The 26,155-nt window shown below is 34.2% G+C and carries 19 protein-coding genes; 13 read left to right on the forward strand and 6 right to left on the reverse strand.

Annotated elements, in window-relative coordinates; genetic code table 11:
* The first annotated feature begins 150 nt into the window (after positions 1–150).
* Positions 151–762 (forward strand): FMN-binding negative transcriptional regulator, encoded by a 612-nt coding sequence (locus tag ABD935_RS11500; RefSeq protein WP_345192198.1) that lies wholly within the window; start codon positions 151–153, stop codon positions 760–762.
* Positions 763–867: 105 nt separating this feature from the next.
* Here ABD935_RS11500 and ABD935_RS11505 read toward each other — a convergent pair whose 3' ends face one another.
* Both ABD935_RS11505 and ABD935_RS11510 read right to left on the reverse strand, forming a co-directional pair.
* Positions 868–2,223, reverse strand: coding sequence for a UDP-N-acetylmuramate--L-alanine ligase (locus ABD935_RS11505; protein WP_345192199.1), 1,356 nt, complete (start codon positions 2,221–2,223; stop codon positions 868–870).
* A gap of 138 nt (positions 2,224–2,361) precedes the next feature.
* Positions 2,362–3,279, reverse strand: coding sequence for a tetratricopeptide repeat protein (locus ABD935_RS11510; RefSeq protein ID WP_345192200.1), 918 nt, complete (start codon positions 3,277–3,279; stop codon positions 2,362–2,364).
* Positions 3,280–3,487: 208 nt separating this feature from the next.
* Between ABD935_RS11510 and ABD935_RS11515 the strand changes: the two genes are divergently transcribed.
* From ABD935_RS11515 to ABD935_RS11530, 4 genes are all read left to right on the forward strand, one after another.
* Positions 3,488–9,601, forward strand: coding sequence for an alpha-2-macroglobulin family protein (locus ABD935_RS11515; protein WP_345192201.1), 6,114 nt, complete (start codon positions 3,488–3,490; stop codon positions 9,599–9,601).
* Positions 9,602–10,037: 436 nt separating this feature from the next.
* Complete coding sequence (locus ABD935_RS11520) at positions 10,038–10,361, forward strand: DoxX family protein (RefSeq protein WP_345192314.1); 324 nt, start codon at positions 10,038–10,040, stop codon at positions 10,359–10,361.
* Between the two features lie 122 nt (positions 10,362–10,483).
* Entirely contained in the window at positions 10,484–10,990 is a 507-nt protein-coding gene (locus ABD935_RS11525) for a hypothetical protein (protein WP_345192203.1), read from the forward strand.
* Positions 10,991–12,415, forward strand: coding sequence for a T9SS type A sorting domain-containing protein (locus tag ABD935_RS11530; protein WP_345192204.1), 1,425 nt, complete (start codon positions 10,991–10,993; stop codon positions 12,413–12,415).
* Positions 12,416–12,460: 45 nt separating this feature from the next.
* Here ABD935_RS11530 and ABD935_RS11535 read toward each other — a convergent pair whose 3' ends face one another.
* From ABD935_RS11535 to ABD935_RS11545, 3 genes are all read right to left on the reverse strand, one after another.
* Positions 12,461–12,982 (reverse strand): DUF4136 domain-containing protein, encoded by a 522-nt coding sequence (locus ABD935_RS11535; RefSeq protein WP_345192205.1) that lies wholly within the window; start codon positions 12,980–12,982, stop codon positions 12,461–12,463.
* A gap of 420 nt (positions 12,983–13,402) precedes the next feature.
* Entirely contained in the window at positions 13,403–14,401 is a 999-nt protein-coding gene (gene obgE, locus ABD935_RS11540) for a GTPase ObgE (RefSeq protein WP_345192206.1), read from the reverse strand.
* 142 nt (positions 14,402–14,543) lie between these two features.
* On the reverse strand, positions 14,544–15,653 hold the full coding sequence (locus tag ABD935_RS11545) for an adenylate kinase (protein WP_345192208.1): 1,110 nt from the start codon (positions 15,651–15,653) through the stop codon (positions 14,544–14,546).
* 148 nt (positions 15,654–15,801) lie between these two features.
* Here ABD935_RS11545 and ABD935_RS11550 point away from each other — a divergent pair, with 148 nt between their 5' ends.
* The 5 genes from ABD935_RS11550 (at position 15,802) to ABD935_RS11570 (ending at position 20,588) form a co-directional block, all read left to right on the forward strand.
* Positions 15,802–16,956 (forward strand): 5-(carboxyamino)imidazole ribonucleotide synthase, encoded by a 1,155-nt coding sequence (locus ABD935_RS11550; protein ID WP_345192209.1) that lies wholly within the window; start codon positions 15,802–15,804, stop codon positions 16,954–16,956.
* Between the two features lie 92 nt (positions 16,957–17,048).
* Positions 17,049–17,528 carry a 5-(carboxyamino)imidazole ribonucleotide mutase gene (gene purE / locus ABD935_RS11555; protein WP_345192211.1) on the forward strand — a complete coding sequence of 160 codons (480 nt, stop codon included), beginning with the start codon at positions 17,049–17,051 and terminating at the stop codon, positions 17,526–17,528.
* Positions 17,529–17,679: 151 nt separating this feature from the next.
* Positions 17,680–19,722: a M3 family metallopeptidase gene (locus ABD935_RS11560; protein WP_345192212.1), complete on the forward strand. Its 2,043-nt coding sequence runs from the start codon at positions 17,680–17,682 to the stop codon at positions 19,720–19,722.
* A 52-nt stretch (positions 19,723–19,774) separates the two neighbouring features.
* Positions 19,775–20,326, forward strand: coding sequence for a sigma-70 family RNA polymerase sigma factor (locus tag ABD935_RS11565; RefSeq protein WP_345192213.1), 552 nt, complete (start codon positions 19,775–19,777; stop codon positions 20,324–20,326).
* A 1-nt stretch (position 20,327) separates the two neighbouring features.
* Complete coding sequence (locus ABD935_RS11570; RefSeq protein ID WP_345192215.1) at positions 20,328–20,588, forward strand: hypothetical protein; 261 nt, start codon at positions 20,328–20,330, stop codon at positions 20,586–20,588.
* Here the strand turns inward: ABD935_RS11570 and ABD935_RS11575 are convergent.
* Positions 20,571–21,389 (reverse strand): UbiA prenyltransferase family protein, encoded by an 819-nt coding sequence (locus tag ABD935_RS11575; RefSeq protein WP_345192216.1) that lies wholly within the window; start codon positions 21,387–21,389, stop codon positions 20,571–20,573. The two genes, ABD935_RS11570 and ABD935_RS11575, sit on opposite strands and share 18 nt — an antisense overlap.
* Positions 21,390–21,521: 132 nt before the next feature.
* On the opposite strand from ABD935_RS11575, the gene gcvP reads away from it, so the two are divergent.
* The 3 genes from gcvP (at position 21,522) to ABD935_RS11590 (ending at position 26,142) form a co-directional block, all read left to right on the forward strand.
* Positions 21,522–24,371, forward strand: a complete 2,850-nt coding sequence (gene gcvP, locus ABD935_RS11580) for an aminomethyl-transferring glycine dehydrogenase (protein ID WP_345192218.1) — start codon at positions 21,522–21,524, stop codon at positions 24,369–24,371.
* A gap of 105 nt (positions 24,372–24,476) precedes the next feature.
* On the forward strand, positions 24,477–25,535 hold the full coding sequence (locus ABD935_RS11585) for a 3-oxoacyl-ACP synthase III family protein (RefSeq protein WP_345192219.1): 1,059 nt from the start codon (positions 24,477–24,479) through the stop codon (positions 25,533–25,535).
* Between the two features lie 85 nt (positions 25,536–25,620).
* Positions 25,621–26,142 carry a class I SAM-dependent methyltransferase gene (locus ABD935_RS11590; protein WP_345192221.1) on the forward strand — a complete coding sequence of 174 codons (522 nt, stop codon included), beginning with the start codon at positions 25,621–25,623 and terminating at the stop codon, positions 26,140–26,142.
* Positions 26,143–26,155: the final 13 nt, after the last annotated feature.

The following is a 26,155-nucleotide window of genomic DNA, read 5'->3' on the forward strand; positions in this document are numbered from 1 at the left end:
GAATATGAAAAATGAGCTGAGAATTATTATTATTCTGTTCCCTTTTAAATCCATATCTACAATTTAGTTTTTAAATGAAATACATTTATCGTAAATTTAAAATACCAAAAAATCATTAACTAAAATCATAAGACTCCCTCATTATAGGGCATGACATACACTTTGAAATACCCACCAAAACACCATCAAGACAACGATATTAATCACATGATTGAAGTGATTAAAACCTATCCATTAGCAACACTTATTTCTGTTAAAAACGACGAACCTTTAATTACACATTTGCCCTTAATTTATAATGAAGCGGGTAAACTTATTGGTCATATTGATAAATTTAATCCGCACGCGGAATTGTTAAAGAATGGTAACGACATCACCATCATTTTTTCTGGCCCGCAATGTTATATATCACCAAGTATTTACGAAACCACGCAATTACCCACTTGGAACTATATTAAAGTACATTTAAAAGGCTCGGTAAAAGCCATTGAAAGCAAAGCGGCGCTAAAAGAATCCTTAATAACCATGACTGAATTTTTGGAAGCACCAGACCATAAATACGTTTTAGAAGCAGATAATAAAAGCATGGAAGGCAATTTAGATTACATTAAAATGTTTGAAATTACTATTACTAGTTGGGAAGGCAAGTTTAAACTCTCACAGGATAAAAAACCTAGAGATATTGAGAACGCTAGAGCAGAATTGATACGTGCTAATCGAGAGAGTATTGCCGCTTTTTTGGGGATGATTTTTAAAATCTAAAAACTTGACTTTGTAAAAAAATTCAGCTACCTTCGTTTAGCGTCGGATATAAAACATTAAAACGATTTTATATCCGTAAAGAACATTAAACGAACATTCCTAATTCTACTCAATTAAGTTTTTCACAGCATCAAAATCCAAACCTCCATAATTACCTGAACTCATTAAAAGCAACGCTTTATCATCAAAGTTTTGCGAGAATAGAAAATCTTTAAAATCGTCTGGGTTGGTATAAATAATTAAATCGTCACGTTGAAAAGCATTGGCAATTTGCTCGTGTGTGACTTCTTCTAATTTTTTAATTTCTACGGCATGTGGCGAATAGAACACCACGGCTACATCGGCTGCATCCAATGCACCTTTATATTCTTTTAAAAATTCGGCGTTCAAACTACTGTAGGTATGCAACTCCAAACAGGCCACTAAAGTTCTGTTATTGTATTGCTCTTTAACGGCATTGGTGGTTGCTTCTACTTTACTTGGCGAGTGTGCAAAATCTTTATAAGCGACACTATTTTTGCTTTCAGCAATTTTTTCTAAGCGTTTACTGGCACCTTTAAATGTAGAAATAGCTTCATAGAAATCATCTTCATCTATACCCATGTGTTGACAAATCCATTTGGCGCCTGCAAGATTGTTTAAGTTGTGTTTCCCGAAAACCTCAATTGGTAATTCGCCTTCTGGAGTTTCTAATAAAGTTTGTCCGTTATCAACAGTATATTCTGGAGTTTGATATGCTATTTTTCTAATGGTATTATTTGAAGCTTCCACTACACGCTTAACTTCTGGGTCTTCTTCATTGTAATTGATACTTCCGCCACTTACAATAGAATCTACAAAAATACTAAACTGCTCTAGGTAGTTTTCATAGGTTGGAAACACATTTATATGGTCCCAAGCAATGCCGCTCAATAAAGCTATATTGGGTTTGTATAAATGAAATTTTGGTCGTCTGTCTATTGGGGAACTTAAATATTCATCGCCTTCTAAAACAATAAAATCGTTTGTTTCGGTAAGTTTTACCATCACGTCAAAACCTTCTAACTGTGCGCCCACCATATAATCCACTTCTCTGTCATGATAATGCATCACATGCAAAATCATGGATGTTATTGTGGTTTTTCCATGACTTCCGCCAATAACTACACGGGTCTTGTATTTAGATTGTTCATACAAAAACTCAGGGTAACTATAAATTTTCAAACCTAATTCTTGTGCTTTTAAAAGCTCTGGATTATCCTCTTTGGCATGCATCCCCAAAACAATGGCATCTAAATTTGATGTGATTTTTTCTGGATACCAACCAAAAGTTTCTGGCAATAAGCCTTTGGCGGCTAATCGTGATTTTGAAGGTTCAAAAATGGTATCATCGCTTCCTGTTACTTGGTAGCCTTTATTGTGAAGTGCGAGTGCTAAATTGTGCATGGCTGCACCACCAATAGCTATAAAATGTACGTTCATTTATGTTGTTTTGAAGATTTTCAAATATAGTTTTTTCGTTACGAATTCTCGAATGATTTTTCTTGATTTTTTTTCTCACGCAAAGGCGCAAGGGCGCAAAGTTTTACTGAATACTGCGACTGCGACTGCGACTAAAAACTACTGAATCCCCAATATCCTCTCCTTCTCCTTTATAAACGGTTTTATTTTAGGAAGTCCAGCAATGGCTAAATCAATATATTTTAAAGCTTCTATTTTATTTTTTTTGTGCATGTGGATTTGAGCTAAGCGGTAATGCGCCCATGCTTTTGGAACGCCATCTTCAGCAGAATAGTTTTTAAGATAGGTATGCAAACAGTCTTCACCTTTCTGAAGTTCTATGTTGTACTCGGCGGCCACTTTACCAATTTGATAATGCAGTGCATTTCGCTGGTGTTTATCTTTTGCTTTTTCAATATTACTAATGGCTTTTTGAGGTTGGTTTTCGTTTTCGTAAAGCTTAGTCAACTTATCAAAACAAGTTAGTGAGCCACCTACTTTTATTGCCATTTTATAATACTTTTCGGCTAGTTCTGGTTCATCATCATACTCATAAACGTAGCCTTTTGCCAAATACCCATCGACTTTAGATAACCTTTCCAACTCAGAAGCATATTTGAGCGCCTTGGACGTGCTCCCTCCAATAATTCCTGGAAGGGAAACATACAGTTCTACCAAAGCCCAACGTGTACCAATGTGATTTTTATCTAATTCTGCCGCCCTTAAAAACGATGATTTTACATCGCCAATGAACCCTAAAGCTTTAAACTTATTTTCTAACGCTTTCATCCCTAAAGCACCGCCGTATTTATAATGATAATTGGCACTGTTTTTATTGGCTACTACTAATTTTCCGTAGTTATTAATAGCATCATCCCACATTTTTTGATGTCCATAAGCATCGCCTAAAAGCTCTATGCCTTTAAGGCTATTTGCATGGTCTTCTAAATATTTAACAATTAAATGTTCTGCTTTTTTGAATTGTTTTTTTTGAAAAAGCGCTTCTACACCATCAAGATTAGATTGACAGATTGCCATGATTGGAAACAAAAATAGGAGCAAAAATTTATTCATAGTAAATAAGTGGATAACGCAAAAATACAGTTTCTATTTTATTGATAAAAATCCTACCTTCACTCAACTAAACATACTATTCACTCATTCGTGATTTTTTGGTATAGCTTTTGAAAGTATTTTAGTGATAAACTTAACGGAAACTGAACTACTGAAATAAATTCAGCACATAATGAAACACACACTATCTATATTAATGATTATACTTTTTGCAAACTTTCCTAACGCACAACAACCAAACTACGAGTCGCTATGGGAAAAAGTGAATCAATTTCAGACCAAAGGCTTACCTAAGTCTGCTTTAGATGTTGTTGAAGGCATTGAAAAGAAAGCGGCAAAAGACAAAAACTATCCGCAACTTATAAAAACCATGATTTTTAAAAGCAAGTTTGCTTTGATTTTAGAGGAAGATGCGCAACTCAACATTATTAATGATTTTAAAAAACAAATAGCCCTTAGTGAATTCCCTACTAAAAATGTATTAGAAAGCATTCTTGCTAATTTGTATTGGCAATATTTTAACCAAAACAGATGGCAATTTTATAACAGAACAAAAACTTCTGAAAAAGTAGACACTAATGATTTTAGAACTTGGGACTTACAAACTCTTTTTAATGAAATCCACCTGCACTACCAAAAGTCATTGAAAAATGGATTGATGCTTCAGCAGGAACGTTTAGAAAACTACAGTGCTTTACTGAATGAGCATAAAGGTTCTAAAATTTACAGACCTACTTTGTTTGATTTTTTAAGTCATACAGCTTTATCGTTTTATAAAACGAACGAAACCCATATTACAAAACCTGCTTATAAATTTGAAATTGATAATTCTAAGTTTTCAAGTGATGCTGAAACATTTTCAACTTTAAAATTCGAGTCTAAAGATTCTACGTCCTTACAATTAAATGCTTTAAAAATCTATAAAGATTTAATTCGATTTCATTTAAAAGATCAATTGCCTTTTGCCCTGGCTGACGTTAATATTGAACGCCAAAAATTCGTAAATCAACACGCGACTTTTAGCGACAAACAAACCATATTACTAGATGCTTTAAAAACCGAAAGCACGCGATTAAAAGCGCATGAAGTTTCTGGTTTATATGATTTTGAAATGGCTTCTATTCACTATCAAAACAGTCAAGATTATCAACCTAATAAAAAAGAGGAAAACCGTTGGAAAGCTAAAGAAGCTTTGGCTATTTGCAACACTGTTATTACTAAATTCCCAAAAAGTAAAGGCGCAAAAAAGTGTGCTGTTTTAAAGGCTCAAATAGAACAAGAAACACTTCAAATCACTTCTGAAAATTTTCTTCCTATTAAAAAAAATGCGCGCCTATTAGTACGTTATAAAAATTTAGATTTTCTACAATTCAACATCTATAAACTCTCAAAAAGTCAATTAGAAAAATTCAACAAAACATACAGAAAAGATGAGCAACGCGCCTTTATAAATGGACTAAATGCCAGAAAACAATGGAACAGCAAGCTAAGAAACGAGCAAGATTATCAAACCCATAGTTCTGAAATTTTAATCCCTGAACTACACAATGGCAGGTATTTAATTGTAGGTACTTTAGAAAATGACAGTAACGTTTTTGCTTTTTCAAGCATTCAAGTTACCGATATAGCTTTGGTGGAAACTGAAACACCTCAGTATAAAATATTTCAAATTATTGATAGAAATAATGGTGCGCCAATTACAAATGCTAAAGTTGAATTATCGTATTACAAAAGGAATAACAATAATCCAACTACAGAAAACTATACCACCAATAATTTAGGCGAAGTAAAAATTAAAAAGGATAATAGTTGGTACAGAAATTTAAATCTGAAAGTAACACATGCTAATGATGTCGCTTATTTTGAAGATTTTTACATCAATCAACAATACAAAGAGCAACAAGAAAAAGTAAGCTATAAATCCTTTTTATTTACAGATAGAAGCATTTACAGACCTGGCCAAACCGTTTATTTTAAATCCATAATTGTTCAGAAAGATAAAGACAAATCTGAGCCTTTTTCAAATGAAACTGTTTTTGCAACATTACATAACGCGAACAGAGAAAAAGTTTCTGAACTAGATTTTCAATCTAATGAATTTGGGGCTGTTTCAGGTGAGTTTATTTTACCTAACGGCGGTTTAAACGGAGAATATTATATTGAAGTTTATACAACTAGAGGTTCCTTAAGAGAAAATCATTATTTCTCTGTTGAAGAATACAAACGTCCAAAATTCGAAACAAAATTCACACCTGTTACAGAAACTTTTAAAGTCAACGATTCTGTTACTATTAAAGGAAAGGCCTTAGCTTATGCAGGCAGTAATATTACGGATGCCAAAGTCGTGTATCGTGTGCACCGAAAAGTCGAATATCCTAGATGGTATTTTTGGTATAGACCTTGGGCAAACAGCGAACCTCAAGAAATTACTCATGGAGAAAGCTTTACCAATGATAAAGGCGAATTTGAAATCACTTTTAAAGCCATTCCCGACACTAGCGTAGATAAAACAAGTTTACCCATTTTCAATTATGAAATAACAGCTGATGTTACCGATTTAAATGGCGAAACCAGAAGTACAACTACCGCTTTAAGTGTTGGTTACCATGCGTTAATAGCGAATATGAGTATGGATGCTATTTTAGATAAAACGAAAAAAGACCACGCCATTACTATTGATACTAAAAACTTAAACGGCGAATTTGTTCCTGCAAAAGGCACTATTAAAATTTACAAATTACAAGCACCAAATACAGTGTTTAGACAGCGTCCTTGGTTCGCACCCGATTATCAAGATTTTTCTGAGGAAGATTTTAAAAAGCTTTTTCCCCATGAGGCGTATAAAAATGAACAAAATTCCAATAATTGGAAAAAAGGGAAACTTGCTTTTATAGCATCATTTAATACTGGAAATGCAACCAAACTTAATCTTGGAAAAATCAAAAAGTGGCAATCTGGCAAATACCTCATTGCTTTAGAAAGTAAAGACAAATTCGGTCAATTGGTAAAAGACGAAATTAAAACGACACTTTTTAGTAATGATGACAAAACGATAGCCGACAAACAATTATTTAATATCGCAACCAATAAATCGTCGTACGCTATTGGCGATACAGCTTATGTAACTATAGGGTCCGCAGCTGTAAACGTATCCGTTACTGTATCTGTAGAAAAAGATAAAGACATCATAAAGACAGAAATCATCAAACTAAATGCAAACAAGAAAACGATTAGTATTCCTGTCACAAAAGGCGATTTAGGTGGATTTGTAGTGCATTATACTTTTGCTGCGTTTAATAGTTTTCAAGCAGGATCGCAAGTAATTAATGTGCCTTATCCTAAAACCAATTTAGAAATTGAAACGGTAACCTTTAGAGATAAATTACAACCAGGAACGGATGAAACTTGGCAATTTAAAATTAAAGGGCCTTACGGCGAAAAAGTTAGTGCCGAATTACTAGCAAGTATGTACGATGCGTCTTTAGACCAATTTAAACCACATACATGGAAGTTTAACCCTTTACAAAAAGCCATTTACTATTCAAATAACAATAGCAGAGCAAACAAAAGCTTTGGAACACGCAATTTCAGGGTTTATAATGATAGGTCACGCATAAATTATCCCCAACAATATTATGACCAGTTAAATTGGTTTGGGTTTAGTTTTGGATATGGGAATAGGTATTTAACGAAATCTTCAAGAGGAAGAGTTGCAGGTGTGCAAATTATTGAAAATGAAATGGAAGTTGAAGAATCCGTAATGCTTAACCCTGAAGCTGATTTAGATGAAGTTGTAGTTGTTGGTAATGGAGAACAAAAGAAGAAAGGCTTAGTAGGTGCATCAATTGAGCAATTAAATGCCGAAGGACATTTGAAAGAAGAAAAACCAAACTTCAACAATATCAAAATTCGTAAAAACCTTCAGGAAACGGCTTTTTTCTTTCCAAAACTACAAACAGATTCAGAAGGCAATATAAGCTTTAGCTTTACAACACCAGAAGCATTAACCCAATGGAAACTACAATTATTAGCACATACCAAAACTTTAGAAAGTGCCACTAAAACCTTAACAACCGTTACTCAAAAAGAACTGATGGTCATCCCCAACGCACCTAGATTTCTACGCGAAGGCGATACCATTACTATTAGCACAAAAATCGCAAACCTAACAGAAAAAGAACTTTCGGGACAAGCCAAATTAATATTAACCGACGCTATTTCAGGAAAAGATATTACCTCAAGACTTATCCGTAAACAAGCTACTTCCCCCCCTTCGGGGGAGTTAGAGGGGGCTTTCTTTTCTGTCCCGCCCTCTGGCAACACTCAGGTATCCTGGCATTTATCGATTCCTGATGATGTACAAGCCCTGCAATATAAAGTCATCGCTAAGGCTGGAGATTTCAGCGATGGCGAACAAAATGCATTACCCGTTTTATCAAACCGCATGTTGGTTACTGAAACCCTACCGATGTGGATTCGTAGCAATCAAACCAAAACGTTCACTTTAGACAAGTTGAAAACCAATACCTCAACAACGCTTAAAAATCATAAACTGACTTTGGAAATGACGTCCAATCCGGCGTGGTATGCGGTCCAAGCACTGCCCTATTTAATGGAATTCCCATATGAGTGCAATGAGCAAACGTTCAGTAGATATTATGCCAATGCTTTAGCTACTCATATTGCCAACTCAAACCCTAGAATTCAAGACGTATTCAATCAATGGAGAAATACTGATGCACTACTTTCAAACTTGGAAAAAAATGAAGATTTAAAGTCTATCTTAATTCAGGAAACACCTTGGCTACGTGATGCACAAAGTGAAACAGAACAGAAAAAACGCATCGCCTTATTATTCGATTTAAATAAAATGAATAATGAATTGCAATCCGCAATAAACAAGCTAAAAGCAAATCAAATGCATTCTGGCGAATGGGCATGGTTTAATGGCGGAAGAGAAAACAGATATATTACACAACATATTATAACTGGTTTTGGTCACTTAAAACAACTTGTTGTCTCGTCGAATGCTGTCGAATCATCTCAAATGATTCAAAAGGCTATTAATTATTTAGATGCACAATTTGTAAAAGAATACAAAGACATCAGAAAATATGATGCTAAAATAGATTTGAATAAAGACCATTTAAGCCACACACAATTGCATTATTTATATATGCGAAGCTTCTATCCAGACATTAAAAAGTCGAAAGAAGTTGAAACTATTATAGCATATTATCAAACGCAAATCCAAAAGTATTGGTTAAGTCGCTCGTTATATTCAAAAGGATTAATGGCTTTAGTGTCTCATAGAAATGATGCTACCAAAACCGCTTCTTCAATCTTAAAATCTTTAAAAGAAACAAGCATTACTTCAGAAGAATTGGGTATGTATTGGAAATCAAATACCAACTCATGGTATTGGTATCAGGCACCAATTGAAACCCAAGCGTTAATGATAGAAGCATTCTCTGAGATTGGAAAAGATTCTGACATGCAGCAGAACGAGACGGAAACCATCGATAATTTAAAAATATGGTTACTTAAAAACAAACAAACCAATAGTTGGAAAACTACTAAAGCTACTACCGAAGCCGTTTACGCTTTATTGCTTCAAGGCAGTGATTGGCTACCTATAACCGATATGGTTGATGTGGTTTTGGGTGGACAACAAATTGAGCCTTCAAAATTAGAAGATGTACAAGTTGAAGCTGGAACAGGTTATTTTAAAACATCTTGGCCTTCATCTGAAATTAATCCAGATATGGGTAAAGTAAAAATCACTAAAAAAGGAAACGGTATAACCTGGGGAAGTTTGTATTGGCAGTATTTTGAGGATTTAGATAAAATTACCTCAGCAGAAACACCGCTTAAATTGAAGAAAAAACTATTCCTTAAAACAAATACAGATACTGGTGAAGAAATTTCGGAAATAACTTCTGAAACACATTTAAAAGTAGGTGACTTGGTTCGTGTTCGTATTGAATTACGAAGCGATAGAAACATGGAGTTTATTCACATGAAAGATATGCGCGCATCTGGGTTAGAACCTGTAAATGTAATTTCGAAATACAAGTGGCAAGATGGTTTGGGGTATTACGAAAGCACTAAAGATGCTAGCACTAATTTCTTTTTTGATTACTTACCTAAAGGCATTTATGTATTTGAATATGATTTACGCGTGAATAATGCCGGCAATATGAGTAATGGCATAACTACTATTCAAAGCATGTACGCTCCAGAATTTAGCAGTCATAGTGAGGGTACTAGAATTACAATAAAATAATTTTCACAAAACCTGTCAGGTTTTTGAAACATAAATGTTCGGAATACAAAATATTGACAAAAAAAAATGGACATAGCATATGAAACAGCTAGTGATTTTTTTTATTTAAAACCAAACCGCATTTTAATTCCCCTCCTTGGAGGGGTTAGGGGTGGGTAAATTAATATAACTAGTCAGCTAAAGAGGTCAAAAATATAAAACCCACCCCTAGCCCCTCCGCGGAGGGGAACAGCTTATCATAAATCTTTAACTTCCGAACATTTATATCTTAGAAACCTGACAAGCTAAACTATTCTGTTAGTTCTACAACCCACTTTCGACAAAGCTCCAGATAGATTTATTTATAATTAACTATCTTTCAATTCACTAACTAATACATATAGCATTATGAATTCAAAAGTTTTTATGGTTCTTAAGAATACTTCTTGGACTGTTTATTTTAGTCTTTGGATTAAACAAATTCCTTAATTTTATTCCAATGGGTGACATGTCTGCAGATGCAGGTGCTTACTTTGGAGCATTGGTTAATTCTAAAACATTAACTCTAGTTGCAATTGTTGAAATTGCAGCAGGTTTAGCTTTAATATTCAATAAATTTGGAGCTTTATTCGCTTTGATTTTAATGAGTATTTCTGTAAACGCTGTATTATTTCATGCGACGTTAGATCCTGGGAATATTGCTGGAGCTTTAGTTTTACTTGTCTTGAATATTTTAATTCTTTATGGATATAAGGACATATATGTAGATTTACTTAACTAGTATATTTTTAAAAAAGAGGGCGTTTGAAAACTTTTAATACTTTTCAAACACCCTCTTTTTATTAACATAATTCTTAACTTTACAAAAATTAAAAGCCCCCACTTTTACTAATTTTTAATGTTTTGAATAAAACTATAAAACATACAAACCTAATTACAACTATACTAGTATTAACTATTCTATGCTTTTTTAGTGCCTGTGGAATTAAGAAAAGCATGGTGTCACCTCAATCTTCTATTGAAAATGAACCAAAAATCATCTTCCTAAATTATAACATCAAAAAGACTTCGAATGGCAATAAAAGGATTCAGTTTATTAACAAAGTAATTGCCGATGGTAAATTAAAAAACACAAAACCGAATGAAGAAGGTGTTCAAGGTGATTTGGTATGTCTTCAACTTGATAAAAAATCAAATATATTACAACGCAACATTGTAAAAAATCCACTCATTAAAAACATAGAGTTTCTTGACGAGTCAAAATCCTTCCAAAGAAAAGAAATTGATTTGGATAGTACGCAGTTTACAATAAGGCTGCAATTAAAACCTAACACAAAACACATCAGCATTATTGATTTTAGTACTTTTGAAAACCAAGGAAAACCCTTAGTAAAAACCCAAATTCATTAAATGAAAAACAGGTTACTTTTTATAGTATTCTTATGTATTGGCTTAAGTGTTTTTTCACAAACATTTGATGTAGAAAACATTAAATATTCTGGAGCTGATGATAAAAGAATTAACCTAGTTATTTTAGGTGATGGCTATCAAGTGGGCGAATTACCTAAATTTATCACAGATGCCACTAACTTTACAAATGCTATGTTTAGCCAATCGCCATTTTTAGAATATGCCGATTATTTTAATGTATATGCGATAAAAGTGCCATCGAATGAAAGTGGAGCAGACCATCCGGGTACAGGGAGTGCTTATCATGAAACAAATTGGCCAGTGCCAACAACAGATGTAGATACTTATTTTAATGCGACCTTTGATTCCTATGGAAGTCATTTTCTGCTTTTTTATGAGGTAGATGGTAATTATGCCAATAATACTGAATCCAAAATATATAGCGTTTTGGCAGATAATTTTCCCACTTACGACCAAGCATTAATACTAGTAAACTCCCCTTATTATGGTGGTAGCGGAGGAACTTTCCCAATGGCTTCAACTGGTGCAAGTGCTATTGAACTAGCAATACATGAGTTGGGACATTCTTTATTTGACTTGAAAGACGAATATTATCCAGGAGATGTATTAGCAGCCGAAGCCACTAACATGACGCATGTTGACAATATTGGCAATCCAAAATGGAGCAATTGGATAGGAACAAATAATGTTGATGTTTATCAACACAACTGTTCTTCGGGAAATTGTGCGGATTGGTATAAGCCGGCTACAAATTGTAAAATGGAAGTTTTGAATAATCCCTTTTGTTCTGTTTGCAAGGAAGGCATTATTGAAAAAATACATGAATTAATTTCACCAATAGAGTCTTTCACACCAAATAACAACACGGTTAATGCCCCAACTTTCCCTTTAGATTTTCAACTGAGTTTAATAAATCCTACCACAAATTCTTTAAAAAGTGAATGGACACTTAACGGGTCTAACTTTGCAAATGATGTTGATGATATACTCATTTTAGAAACCGATTTGGTTGAAGGTGCCAATACCTTAACATCGGTTGTACATGATGCCACAGGTTTACTTAAAGTTGACAATCATGAAAGTTTTCACGTGTACAGTGTAACTTGGACTATAAATTATACAACTCTAGGCATTGAAACCATTAAAAATGAAGTAAACAATTTTGATATTTCCTTATACCCAAACCCAGCTAACAGCATTTTAAATTTAAAGTTTGAAAGTAATACGACTGCTAATTTGAAAGTTGAGATTGTTAGTATGGATGGTAAGCAAGTAAAAACACTGGTTATTTCTAATTACGAAAACCAAGAAGTTGACATTAGTTATTTAAGTCAAGGTATTTACATGACGAATTTCTATTCTAATAATACTTTAATTGCCAGTAAAAAGTTGGTAAAAAACTAAAGTGGATTCCTGCCTTCGCAGGAATGACAAACCGTACTTATACCATTACTTTTTAGGAGGATATTGCGTTAATGCTTTCTCTACAATAGCATTTAAACGTGCCTTGCGCTTTTCTGGTGCAGATTTTGGATTAAAACTAGACTCGCTAACAGCTCGCCAAAAGAGTTGCTTTTTGTTTTCATCTACAAAATCTATAGTAATTTGACGATTAACATGAGCCTGACCAATTGGTAGGCCTATGGAAATGCCGCCGCCAACATTTCGTCCGCTACCACCAACTCCAACACCAACCGTTTGCCTTTGTGGGTCTTGATATTCGATGCTCTTAATATCAATAAAAAAATCTGGAGTGTCAGATAAACTAAATCCCTTTGTTGTCATTTTTGCATCCAAGGCATCTAATAGCCTTTTTGTATCTAATTCACTTAAACCCGTTTCCATATCCGTATAATAGTTGTAGGTTTTGTATTGTTGAAAATCAGTTTGTTTATCGAAGTCATAATTAACACGAATTGGTGCGCATGATATAATAAGTAGAGTTAAAATGGTCGTTTTTAGAAATCGCATGGCATAAAATTTAAGTTAAATGAGATGTCTGATTTTCATCAGAATTGGTTCAACTAATTTAATCAAAAATTATTCCAATGTTTATTTTAATCTGTTACAAAATAACGACACGAAAACCCTTGACTTTGTAAAAAAAATCTGCTATCTTCGTTTAACGTCGGATATAAAACATTAAAACGATTTCATATCCGTGAAGAACATTAAACGAACCTCTCCAAAAACAATTAGCTTTCGATTTATAAGATACGCTAGCAAATAAGTGCGTTAGGGATTGAAACGGCATCCTTTTGCTTCTTTAACAAACAAGCAAGAAACTTTTGGAGAAACTAAATATTTACAAGTGGATTCCTGCCTTCGTAGGAATGACAAAAAGCAAAAGATACAGTGTAAAGCCCGACCCTTTTTGGGAACGCCCAAACACTAATCATTCAGCATCTTCCATAAAACATCTTTAAGTTCGGTAATGCCTTGTTGTGCCACAGACGAAATAAACAGGTATGGTATAGGAAGTTCGTTATCCAACTCCGTTTTCATTTCTGCCTTTAACTCATCATCTAGCATATCAGATTTTGAAATGGCTATGATGCGTTCTTTATCTAGCATTTCTGGGTTGTATCTGCGCAACTCATCTAAAAGAATATCATATTGCTTTCTAATATCTTCAGCATCTGCCGGTATTAAAAACAACAAAATAGAGTTACGTTCTATATGGCGTAAAAAGTAATGTCCCAATCCTTTTCCTTCTGCAGCACCTTCAATTATTCCAGGAATGTCTGCCATAACAAAGGTTTGAAAATCGCGATACTCTACTATGCCCAAATTAGGTTTAAGCGTTGTGAATTCGTAATCGGCAATCTTTGGCTTTGCCGAGGTAACCACAGATAACAATGTGGATTTTCCGGCGTTTGGAAAACCAACTAAACCAACATCGGCAAGCACTTTTAACTCGAGTGTTATATGTTTTTCCTCTAAAGGAATCCCGGGTTGCGCATAACGTGGTGTTTGATTGGTTGACGACCTAAAATGCCAGTTTCCTAGTCCACCTTTTCCGCCTTGGGCTATAATTTGCTCTTCGCCATGCTCGGTGATTTCTAATATAATATCGTTAGTTTCAGTATCTCTTACAACGGTTCCTAATGGTACATCTACATATATATCTTCGCCATCGGCACCAAAACTTCTACTTTTACTCCCGCTACCACCGTGACCGGCTCTAATATGTTTTTTATACTTTAAATGAAGTAGTGTCCAAAGGTTTGAATTTCCACGTAAAATAACATGACCACCTCGACCACCATCTCCGCCGTCTGGGCCTCCTTTAGTAATGTATTTTTCCCTATGTAAATGCACAGAGCCTTTACCTCCACTTCCAGAGCTAACATACATTTTTACGTAATCTACGAAGTTCCCTTCAGTCATAATTCAAGTTAAAAGTTATGAGTTAAAAGTTAAAAGTTAAAAGTTTTCTAACTCTTACCTTTGATTTTTTCCGCGGAAGCGAAAACATTCTAGAATTGGTGTTCTAAACTATAGCTTCAATTCCAAAACCATAGTTTTCAATTTACAGATTATCAATTACAGCACTCAATCTAACAGTAATATCTTCAATACTACCAACGCCATCTACTCCAAAATATTTATTTTGTGCGGCATAATAGTCTTTTAATATGGCTGTTTCGTCGTAATATACTTTAATTCTGTTTCTAATTACAGTTTCATCAGCATCGTCTTTTCTTCCACTGGTTTTCCCTCTTTCTAATAGACGTTTTACTAGAACCTCATCGTCAACTTCCAAAGCAATCATAGCGTTAATTTGAGAATCTTTACTATCCATTAACTTATCTAAAGCTTCGGCTTGCGCATTGGTACGTGGAAAACCATCAAAAATAAACCCTTTAGCATCCGCATTTTTTTCTACTTCAGCGTTCAACATATCAATAGTTACTTGGTCTGGAACTAAACCTCCTTTTTCTATATAAGATTTAGCCAACATGCCTAAAGCGGTGTCGTTCTTCATGTTATATCTAAAAACATCGCCAGTAGAAATATGCACTAAATTATATTTCTCTTTTAAAAATTCTGCTTGCGTTCCTTTCCCTGCTCCCGGAGGGCCAAATAATACTAAGTTTGTCATGTGTTGTGTTTCTTTTATTTGATAGACTTCTGGTAAATTCCTTCCTAACCCATCATAGTCTAAGCCGTAGCCTACTATAAATTTATTAGGGATTTCAATACCAACATAATGTAATTTAAAATCTTTTTTATAGGCTTCTGGCTTGTAAAATAGAGTTGCTATTTTTAACGATTTTACGTTTTCATTCTTGAAAATCCTATAAACCTCATGCAACGTGTTTCCCGTGTCAATAATATCTTCTAAAATTATTACTGTACGGTCTGTTAAATCTTGGGTTAAACCAATTAGCCTTTGGATATCTTCGGTAGATTTAACACCTTCATAAGATGCTAATTTTATAAATGTGACCTCGCACGGATTTGGGTATTTTTTCACAAAATCACTAACCACCATGAATGACCCGTTTAAAATACCAACAAAAACGGGAATTTCATCTCCTACATCTTCAGCAATCTCGATAGCTAAACGTTGCATAACGTCATCAATCTGTTTTGCAGAAATAAAAGGTTTAAAATATTTGTCGTGTAGCTTTATCACTAGTAATAATTTTTAAAGACGCAAAGATAATCAATAGATTAACGTCCCGATAGCTATCGCGAGGATTTTTTGATTTGTGAATTCGGGAGTAATTTAAGATTTAAGTGTATTTTTGCGTATCAATATCCTATTTCAGATAAAAAATTAAATGAATTATTTTTCTTCAAAATTTAAACTCGGCATTCTTGGTGGCGGTCAACTGGGTAAAATGTTGCTTTATAACACCAGGAAATTTGACATTTACACTTGTGTCTTAGAAGCCAGTAATGATGCGCCTTGCAAAATTGCTAGTGATGAATTTCATTTGGGTGATTTAATGGATTATGATGCCGTTTACAATTTCGGAAAACAAGTAGATGTGCTTACTATTGAAATTGAAAATGTAAATGTTGATGCCCTGGAAGCTCTTGAAAAAGAAGGCGTAAAAGTATATCCTGCATCTAAAACGTTACGTGCAATTCAAAATAAAGCGAAACAAAAACTGTTTTATATTGATAAAGATTTACCAACAGCCCCTTTTTCGCGTTTTGCTTATACCTCTGAAATTGAAGACGCCATAAACCATGGTGGATTATCATTACCTTTTGTTTGGAAATGTGCACAGTTCGGGTATGATGGCACAGGGGTAAAAGTGGTAAAATCAGTTGAAGACTTAAAAGGTTTACCAAATGTGGAATGTATAGCAGAAAACTTAGTCCCTTTTAAAAATGAATTAGCGGTTATTGTTGCTAGAAGTCCATCAGGTGAAACCAAAACCTATCCTGTTGTAGAAATGGAATTCCATCCTGAAGCCAATCAGGTAGAATATGTTATCTGCCCGGCAAGAATTGATGATGATATTGCTGAAAAAGCAAAAGAAATAGCGTTAAGAACATCAAAAGCTTTTAACCATGTAGGGTTATTGGCTGTTGAAATGTTTCAGACCCAAGACGATGAAATTTTAATAAACGAAGTGGCGCCGAGACCTCATAATTCTGGTCACCAAACCATCGAAGCCAGTTATACCTCTCAATTTGAACAACATATTAGAGCTATTTTAGATTTACCTTTAGGAAGAACGGATAGCAAAGTTGGGGGTGTTATGGTTAATTTAGTTGGAGCCGAAGGGTTTACCGGTAATGTTATTTATGAAAATATTGAAGCCATAATGAAGATGGATGGTGTGACACCACATATTTACGGTAAAAAACAAACCAGACCGTTCAGAAAAATGGGACATGTAACTATTGTTAATGAAGATTTGAATGAAGCTAGAAAGGTTGCAGAACAAGTAAAAAACACTATTAAAGTGATAAGTGAATAATGTCTCCACGAGCGCAGTCGAGGGGGCTTTAATATTTTAAGTTTTTGAATTTAGGTCTCGACTGCGCTCGACCAGACAGAAAATAAAAATCTATGAGTAAAGTAGGAGTTATTATGGGAAGCAAAAGCGACCTGCCAGTTATGCAAGATGCGATAGACATCTTAAAAGGGTTTGATATAGAAGTTGAAGTTGATATTGTTTCGGCTCACAGAACGCCAGAAAAATTATTTGATTACGGTAAAAACGCTCATACTAGAGGTTTTTCGGTTATTGTTGCTGGTGCTGGTGGTGCTGCTCATTTGCCAGGAATGATAGCTTCTTTATCTCCACTTCCTGTAATAGGGGTTCCTGTAAAAAGCAGTAATTCTATTGATGGTTGGGATTCTATTCTTTCTATTCTGCAAATGCCTGGAGGTGTTCCGGTTGCAACTGTAGCTTTAAACGGCGCTAAAAATGCAGGTATTTTAGCAGCACAAATTATGGGCTGTAGCGACAAATGTGTGCTTGACAAAATAGTTGCTTATAAAGAAGGCCTAAAAATAAAAGTGAACGAATCTGCTAAAGATTTATAATGAAAAAAGCCCCGAAATGAATTCGAGGCTTTTCTGCTATTAACAAATAATGCTCTTGAGTTAGTCACTCTTCATATTATTAGCTGCAAAAATATATAATATTTGTTATGCATGCATAACAAATTAGAGTTTTAACATATTCTTTGATAAAATGATAAAGAAATCTTTAATTACCCCATTTAATACCAAATATAATACCGCTCCGTTCTCAAAAATTGAAAATAAGGATTATCTTCCAACTTTCAAACAGGCTATTAAAATTGCAAAATCAGAGATTGACACCATTATAACGAATCCTGAAAACCCCTCTTTTGAAAACACGATTGAAGCTTTAGATTTCTCTGGCGAACAATTAGATAGAATTTCAAGTATTTTCTTTAATCTGAATTCTGCTGAAACGAATGAAATTATCCAGAAAATAGCTCAAGAGGTTTCTCCTTTATTATCAGAATTCAGTAATGACATTACATTAAATGAAGCATTGTTTAAACGCGTAAAAGCAGTTTACGATTCCAAAAACAAATTAAACCTAACAACAGAACAACAAACACTTTTAGATAAAAAATATAAAAGTTTTTCAAGAAATGGTGCCAATTTAGCTGAAGACAAAAAGCTTAAACTTCGTGAAATCGACAAACAGTTAAGTCAGCTTAAACTAAAGTTTGGTGAAAACGTTTTAGCAGAAACCAACAAATTTGAAATGCTTATTACAAAAGCGTCTGATTTATCAGGTCTTCCAGATGGCGCTAAAGAAGCTGCAAAACAATTAGCAGAATCAAAAGACAAAAAAGGTTGGTTATTTACTTTAGATTACCCCAGTTATATTCCATTTGTAACCTATGCTGATAGTCGAGAATTACGTAAAAAAATAACATTAGCCGCAGGAAGTAAAGCTTTTAAAAATGATGCTTTAGACAATCAAGAACATGTATTAACAATTGTAAAACTCAGACATGAACGCGCTAACCTTTTAGGTTATAAAACCCATGCGCATTTTGTTTTAGAAGAACGTATGGCTGAAACACCTGAAAAGGTTCTAGAGTTTTCAAATGAATTGTTAGAAAAAGCCAAACCCGCAGCTGAACGTGAATTTAAAAACCTTGAAAACTTTGCTAAAAGTCTGGACGATATTGATAGACTTGAAAAATGGGATGGTGCATATTACTCCGAAAAACTAAAGCAAAAGTTATTCAGTTTGGATGACGAATTATTAAAACCTTATTTCAAATTAGAACATGTTATTAATGGCGCTTTTACTGTAGCTAATAAATTATTCGATTTAAACTTTGAAGAAATTAACGATATTGACACCTATCACGAAGATGTTTTAACATACAAAGTAACCGATGCCAATGGTAATTTAGTTTCTATATTTTATGCTGATTTTTTTCCTAGAGCAGGGAAACGTAATGGCGCATGGATGACGTCATACAAACCTCAATATATTAAAAACGGGGAAAACAGCAGACCCCATATTTCTATTATTTGCAACTTTACTAAACCTACAAAAAGCAAACCATCGTTATTAACATTTAACGAAGTAACGACCTTATTTCATGAATTTGGACATGCACTGCACGGTATGTTAGCCAATACCACCTACCCTAGCCTATCTGGAACTAGTGTGTATTGGGATTTTGTAGAACTACCAAGTCAGGTTTTAGAAAATTGGTGTTATGAAAAAGAAGCTTTGGAATTGTTTGCCACGCATTATGAAACTGGAAAAGTAATCCCGATGGATTTAGTTGAAAAAATAAAAGAATCGGCAACGTTTCATGAGGGCATGCAAACCTTGCGTCAGTTAAGTTTTGGATTATTGGATATGAGCTGGCATGGTTGCGAGTCGCCAGAGACCATAAAATCTGTAAAAGTTTATGAGACTGAAGTTTTTAAAAACACAACACTTTATCCTGAAACAAAAGAAACGTGTATGAGTACAGCGTTTTCTCATATTTTCCAAGGCGGTTATTCTTCAGGATATTACAGCTACAAATGGGCTGAAGTTTTAGATGCTGATGCTTTTGAATATTTTAAAGAGAAAGGCATTTTTAACAAAGAAGTTGCAAATAAATTTAAAGATAACGTACTATCTCAAGGCGGGACCGATAACCCAATGACGCTTTATAAACGTTTTAGAGGACAAGAACCTAAACCTGAGGCGTTGTTGAGACGTGCTGGGTTGTTGAAAAATTAAAAAAATCCATTTTTTTACCTTATTTTTGAAATTCAAAAACATTTGCTAAATAATGCCCAACCATCAAATTAATCCCAATAAGTGGATCGATTTATATTCAGATTACTTATTCAACTACACCATTTCGCGTGTTAGTGATAGAGAGATTGCCCAAGACTTGGTTCAAGACACTTTTTTGGCAGGTTTAAAGTCCATGAAAAACTTTAAAGGAGAAGCTAGCGAACGTACATGGCTGATTTCTATTTTAAAACGAAAAATTATAGACCACTACCGAAAAACAAATTCAAAAAAAGGAAAAGCTGAAGTAAGAATAAATTACAATGATTCTGAAAGCGAAGGTGATTGGCTAGAAGAGCGTGTTGCAGATCCTTTTGATAAAACTGCCGAAGACACATTACAAAATGCCGAATTAGGAGAAGCTATACATAACTGTTTAGAGAAATTACCAAAAAAACAGGCCGACGTTTTTAAAATGAAAACGATACTAGGCCATGAAACTGAAGCAATTTGTAATGAACTAAATATTACAGCGTCTAACCTTTGGGTAATCATACATAGAGCACGTACGGCTATGGCAGATTGCCTGAAAGAAAATTGGTTTTAATATGAGTACAAAAATAAAGTTGACAATTCCTTGTGATGAAGCAAATCATGTTTGTGATAAAACACAATATAAAGAAGCCTCACTCTGGGAAATGATAAAACTCAATATTCATTTAATTTACTGTAGAGCTTGTAGAAAATACACGAAAAACAATACGTCCTTGACTAATAAACTTAAAGAGTCTCAAGTAGCGTGTTTAGATAAAGACTGTAAAGAAGCAATGAAAAAAGATTTCGACAAAGCCTTAATTGAACACAAGTAATAAAATCAGCCATAAAATCGGTAATCCTTCTACCCAAAACGAACTATAGTAATGTCCTTGTTTAATTTTAGAATTCAAAAGGACCAAAAGTGTCATAATAGTAATTATTGCTAAAACAATTATTTGATTAGCATCTAATTCATCTTTAAAAAATTCCAAAAAGAAAAATAGTATCAATAACAACACACCTACCCTCTTGGTGTTTTTAACACCTATACGCTGAGGAATTGTTAATAATTTCAAACTATCAAATTTTAAGTCCCTAATTTCAAAAGGCAACATTAAAACCAACACATAAATAAATCGTTGAAAACCTAATAATATAATATCATTGTTAATTCTGATATCTTCATTTACTGTGGGAAGTAAAACGGTTACCCCAGACCATACCAATGCAATTATATAAATTTTCAAACCACCTATACTTCGTAAAGTATAAACTTGTTTTGATGAAAAAGGAATGGCATATAAAAAAGTTAAAGCCGCAAAACCAACAATAAAAACAAGTGTTTTTAAATGTAATTGGTATGCATAAAAACACATGAGGATAAAGCAAATAAATGACAAAATCTGTATCAATCTCAGCCAATTGGCCAACTGCTTATGATGGAATTTTGCAATTCCAAAATACTTCACAAAATTATAGCCAGTTATAGATGCGTAAAACACAAAATACACAACGGATTCATTATACTCTAAACCTAATTCCAATAAGGTAATCCATGTTAACGAATACACCGCCAAAGCAACGTGAATACTACTGTTTATATAAAAATTAAAAAGCTGTTTTATAAACTTCATAAAGCTAAAATAACCATACCAAATGTATTAGTGTTCATAACGTATTGGAATAGTTAAAAACTTTCCATTTCACACAATAAAACGCATCAAATATTGTGTATTTTTGCGAATTATTTAAACAATTTTATTGTAATGAATACAAACGCTTTTGCATTGCGCCATATAGGTCCTAGAGAAGACGACCAAAACCTCATGTTAAAAACCATTGGTGTTGATTCTTTAGATCAACTGATTTACGAAACTATCCCAGATGATATTCGTTTAAAAAATGGTTTAAATTTAGAAGACCCCATGACAGAACATGAATATTTACTTCATATTCATGAATTGTCCAAAAAAAACAAAGCTTACAAAACATACATAGGCTTAGGCTACCACCCAACTATTTTACCCGCAGTTATTCAACGTAACATTTTAGAAAACCCAGGTTGGTACACCGCCTACACGCCATATCAAGCTGAAATTGCACAAGGTAGATTAGAAGCGCTTTTAAACTTCCAAACCATGGTTATAGACCTTACTGGAATGGAAATTGCTAATGCTTCCCTACTAGATGAAAGCACTGCTGCTGCAGAAGCTATGAGTTTATTATTTGCTGTTCGCGAACGTGATCAGAAAAAAGCAGGAATCAATAAGTTTTTTGTTTCTGAAAATATATTACCACAAACGCTATCCTTACTTCAAACAAGAGCAAACCCTATTGGCATTGAATTGGTAATTGGAAATGAAGACACTTTTGAATTTTCTTCAGAATTTTTCGGTGCTGTTTTACAATATCCGGGAAAAGATGGTCAAATCACTGATATAAAATCATTTATTGGCCAGGCGAATGCTGCTCGGATTAAAGTAGCCGTAGCTGCTGATATTTTAAGCTTAGTAAAATTAGAAGCTCCAGGCAAATTTGGAGCTGATGTGGTAGTTGGAACAACCCAACGATTTGGAATCCCTATGGGCTACGGTGGCCCACATGCTGCCTTTTTTGCTACAAAAGAAGCTTATAAACGTGATTTACCAGGGCGTATTATCGGGGTAACAAAAGATGCTAATGGCAACCGCGCACTACGTATGGCATTACAAACCCGTGAGCAACACATAAAGCGCGACAAAGCTACTTCTAACATTTGTACCGCCCAAGTACTTTTAGCCGTTATGGCTAGCATGTATGGGGTTTATCATGGCCCTCAAGGACTAAAATTTATAGCCAACAAAGTTCATAATAAAACATCGACCTTAGCTCATGCTTTAGAAAAATTAGGCTACAAACAAATAAACACCTCTTATTTTGATACAATTCAAATAAAAACAAAGGCTAAAAAAATCAAGAAAATAGCGACTGAAAAGAAAGTAAATTTACTTTATCCTGATTCTAAAACGGTTATAATTTCAATTAACGAAACCACAGCTATTCGAGATATTAATTATTTGATTTCTGTTTTTGCCGAAGCTGCTAAAAAAGAAACGATTACTATTTCATCTATTGAAAAAGCAAATAATATTTCCAAAACGGTACAACGACAGTCAGAATTCTTAAAAGAACCTGTATTTAACACTTATCATTCTGAAACCGAATTAATGCGTTATATAAAATCTTTAGAGCGTAAAGATTTAGCATTAAACCATTCTATGATTTCTTTAGGATCTTGCACCATGAAGTTAAATGCTGCTGCAGAAATGTTACCTCTAAGTTGGTTTAAATGGGGTAATATCCACCCTTTTGCACCTTTAAAACAAGCTAAAGGTTACTTCACCGTTTTAAAAGGATTAGAAGACCAGTTAACAGAAATTACTGGATTTGCAGCCACATCATTACAACCTAATTCTGGTGCTCAAGGCGAGTTTGCAGGATTGATGGTTATTAAAGCTTATCACGAATCTCGTAATGACCATCATAGAAATATCTGCTTAATTCCATCTTCTGCCCATGGTACCAATCCAGCTAGTGCGGTTATGGCAGGCATGAAAGTGGTGGTAACAAAATCAACAGCCGAAGGAAATATTGATGTAGATGACTTACGTGAAAAAGCAGAGCTACATAAAGACAACCTTTCTACATTAATGGTTACATATCCATCCACTCATGGTGTTTACGAATCGGCTATTAAACAAATCACTAAAATCATTCATGATAATGGTGGACAAGTTTATATGGATGGTGCCAACATGAACGCTCAAGTTGGATTAACCAATCCTGGAAATATTGGCGCAGATGTATGCCACCTCAACTTACACAAAACCTTTGCTATTCCGCACGGTGGTGGAGGTCCAGGCGTTGGCCCTATTTGTGTAGCAAAACAGCTTGTACCGTTTTTACCAGGAAATCCAATAATTAAAACTGGTGGAAAAGACGCTATTACAGCTATTTCTGGCGCGCCTTTTGGTTCGGCTTTAGCCTGTTTAATATCTTACGGCTATATAAAAATGTTAGGCGCTGAAGGCTTAACAGAGTCTACCAAAATTGCCATTTTAAATGCGAACTATATAAAACAACGCTTACAAGGAAGTTTTGATACGTTGTACTCTGGTGAACGGGGGAGAGCAGCCCATGAAATGATTGTAGATTGCAGACCATTTAAAGCAAATGGTATTGAGGTGACCGATATTGCAAAACGATTGATGGACTATGGTTTTCATGCACCAACCGTATCGTTTCCAGTTGCTGGAACGTTAATGATTGAACCTACAGAAAGTGAAAGTAAAGCTGAAATTGACCGTTTTTGTGATGCTATGATTTCCATCAAAAAAGAAATTGACAAGGCAACAAAAGATGATAACAACAATGTTTTAAAGAACGCACCGCACACCTTGAATATGATTACTGCAGATGAATGGTATTTTCCATACACCCGTGAAGAAGCCGCATTTCCATTAAACTATGTAAGAGATAATAAGTTCTGGCCAAGCGTTAGACGTGTTGATGATGCCTATGGCGACAGAAATTTAATTTGTTCTTGCATCCCTATTGAAGCCTATGCTGAAGCTTAAATAGCACTTTGAACGTCGTAAATTTAGACTAAAATTAATCCGCAATTAATTAAAAGTATTTACCTTGCAAGTAACTAAGTAAATTAAAGTTAATTTTTCTGTTTTATGAATATTAAAATAACTGGTACCGGAAGCTATATTCCAACCGATATAGAGAAAAACGAGGACTTTTATAATCATGAATTTTTAAATAGTGATGGTTCTGCTATAAACGCACCCAATAAAGTCATTGTCAAAAAATTTAAAGCCATAACGGGTATTAATGAAAGGCGCTATGCTAAAAAGCATTTAAACACTTCAGACTTAGCCTCTTTCGCTGCTGAAAAAGCTATTGAAAACGCAAAGATTGACCGTGAAGATTTAGACTACATTATCGTTGCTCATAATTACGGTGATGTTAGACATGATAGTATTCAAAGTGATACCGTACCGAGTATGGCATCAAGAGTAAAACATCTTTTACGTATTAAAAACCCAAAATGCGTGGGTTATGACGTTCTTTTTGGTTGTCCAGGATGGATTGAAGGTGTTATACAGGCCCATGCATTTATAAAAGCAGGTATTGCAAAAAAATGCTTAGTTATTGGCGCTGAAACATTGTCTCGTGTTATTGACCCGTACGATAGAGATTCCATGATTTATAGTGATGGAGCTGGAGCAGTGGTTTTGGAAACCACAACTGATGAAGGTGGTATTATAACTCACGATTCTGCAACTTACACGCTAGACGAAGCACACTTTATATATTTTGGAGAAACTAACAATCCCGAAATAAATGACAAACGCCGATACATAAAAATGTATGGTAGAAAAATTTACGAATTTGCATTAACCAATGTCCCTCTTGCCATGAAATCATGCCTTGATAAAAGTGGCATTAATATAAGTGAAGTAAAAAAAATACTCATCCACCAAGCTAATGAAAAGATGGATGAAGCTATAGTAAAGCGTTTTTATGAATTATATGATATGGAAATGCCAGAAGGCATTATGCCAATGACTATAGGGACATTAGGAAATTCCAGTGTCGCCACTATTCCTACTTTATATGATACTATTTTAAATGGTTCGCTAGAAAATCAAGAAATAAATAAAGGTGATATTATCATTTTTGCCAGCGTTGGTGCAGGTATGAATATTAATGCCATTGTTTACAAGCACTAAACTATCTAATGATTATTTGAGATTTCCTTTGAAATTTCTCTTGAACGAAGACGAAAGGTGGAAATTGAAAAAATAAAATAATTTAATGTACGAGAAAACGTTCCCCAATAAACGCTTTAAGCATACTATTCAATTTTTAAAAAAGCATATTTCTAGTTCTGAAACTATTTTAGATTTGGGTGTTATAAATCCATTTACTAAAATTATGCAAGAGCATGGTTATAAAGTTGAAAATACAAAAGGTGAAGATTTAGATTTAGACTCTTCATTTATTGAAAATTCTAAGGTAGACGTTGTTACAGCTTTTGAGATTTTCGAACACTTACTTTCTCCTTTTACTGTTATTAAATCCATAAAAGCAGACAAATTAGTAGCTAGCGTCCCTCTTAAACTATGGTTTTCTTCAGCGTATAGAAGTAAAACGGATATGTTAGACAGACATTATCATGAGTTTGAAGATTGGCAGTTTGATTGGTTATTAGAAAAAGCGGGATGGAAAATTATTGATAGGCAAAAATGGACAAACCCAACAAAAAAGCTTGGTATCCGTCCAATTTTAAGATGGTTTACGCCTAGATATTACATTGTTTATGCAGAAAGAGTATAACTTTACGTTTTAA

Origin of the sequence: Algibacter agarivorans, from assembly GCF_039543245.1 — a bacterium.
Lineage (GTDB): Bacteria > Bacteroidota > Bacteroidia > Flavobacteriales > Flavobacteriaceae > Algibacter_G > Algibacter_G agarivorans.

What these genes read in the sequence shown, in the direction of transcription:
- ABD935_RS11560 (WP_345192212.1), top strand. Translation starts at nt 17,680, where the DNA reads ATGATAAAGAAATCTTTAATTACCCCATTTAATACCAAATATAATACC.
- ABD935_RS11565 (WP_345192213.1), top strand. Translation starts at nt 19,775, where the DNA reads ATGCCCAACCATCAAATTAATCCCAATAAGTGGATCGATTTATATTCA.
- ABD935_RS11530 (WP_345192204.1), top strand. Translation starts at nt 10,991, where the DNA reads ATGAAAAACAGGTTACTTTTTATAGTATTCTTATGTATTGGCTTAAGT.
- obgE (WP_345192206.1), bottom strand. Translation starts at nt 14,401, where the DNA reads ATGACTGAAGGGAACTTCGTAGATTACGTAAAAATGTATGTTAGCTCT.
- ABD935_RS11550 (WP_345192209.1), top strand. Translation starts at nt 15,802, where the DNA reads ATGAATTATTTTTCTTCAAAATTTAAACTCGGCATTCTTGGTGGCGGT.
- ABD935_RS11535 (WP_345192205.1), bottom strand. Translation starts at nt 12,982, where the DNA reads ATGCGATTTCTAAAAACGACCATTTTAACTCTACTTATTATATCATGC.
- ABD935_RS11510 (WP_345192200.1), bottom strand. Translation starts at nt 3,279, where the DNA reads ATGGCAATCTGTCAATCTAATCTTGATGGTGTAGAAGCGCTTTTTCAA.
- ABD935_RS11585 (WP_345192219.1), top strand. Translation starts at nt 24,477, where the DNA reads ATGAATATTAAAATAACTGGTACCGGAAGCTATATTCCAACCGATATA.
- gcvP (WP_345192218.1), top strand. Translation starts at nt 21,522, where the DNA reads ATGAATACAAACGCTTTTGCATTGCGCCATATAGGTCCTAGAGAAGAC.
- ABD935_RS11590 (WP_345192221.1), top strand. Translation starts at nt 25,621, where the DNA reads ATGTACGAGAAAACGTTCCCCAATAAACGCTTTAAGCATACTATTCAA.
- ABD935_RS11570 (WP_345192215.1), top strand. Translation starts at nt 20,328, where the DNA reads ATGAGTACAAAAATAAAGTTGACAATTCCTTGTGATGAAGCAAATCAT.
- purE (WP_345192211.1), top strand. Translation starts at nt 17,049, where the DNA reads ATGAGTAAAGTAGGAGTTATTATGGGAAGCAAAAGCGACCTGCCAGTT.
- ABD935_RS11500 (WP_345192198.1), top strand. Translation starts at nt 151, where the DNA reads ATGACATACACTTTGAAATACCCACCAAAACACCATCAAGACAACGAT.
- ABD935_RS11515 (WP_345192201.1), top strand. Translation starts at nt 3,488, where the DNA reads ATGAAACACACACTATCTATATTAATGATTATACTTTTTGCAAACTTT.
- ABD935_RS11575 (WP_345192216.1), bottom strand. Translation starts at nt 21,389, where the DNA reads ATGAAGTTTATAAAACAGCTTTTTAATTTTTATATAAACAGTAGTATT.
- ABD935_RS11505 (WP_345192199.1), bottom strand. Translation starts at nt 2,223, where the DNA reads ATGAACGTACATTTTATAGCTATTGGTGGTGCAGCCATGCACAATTTA.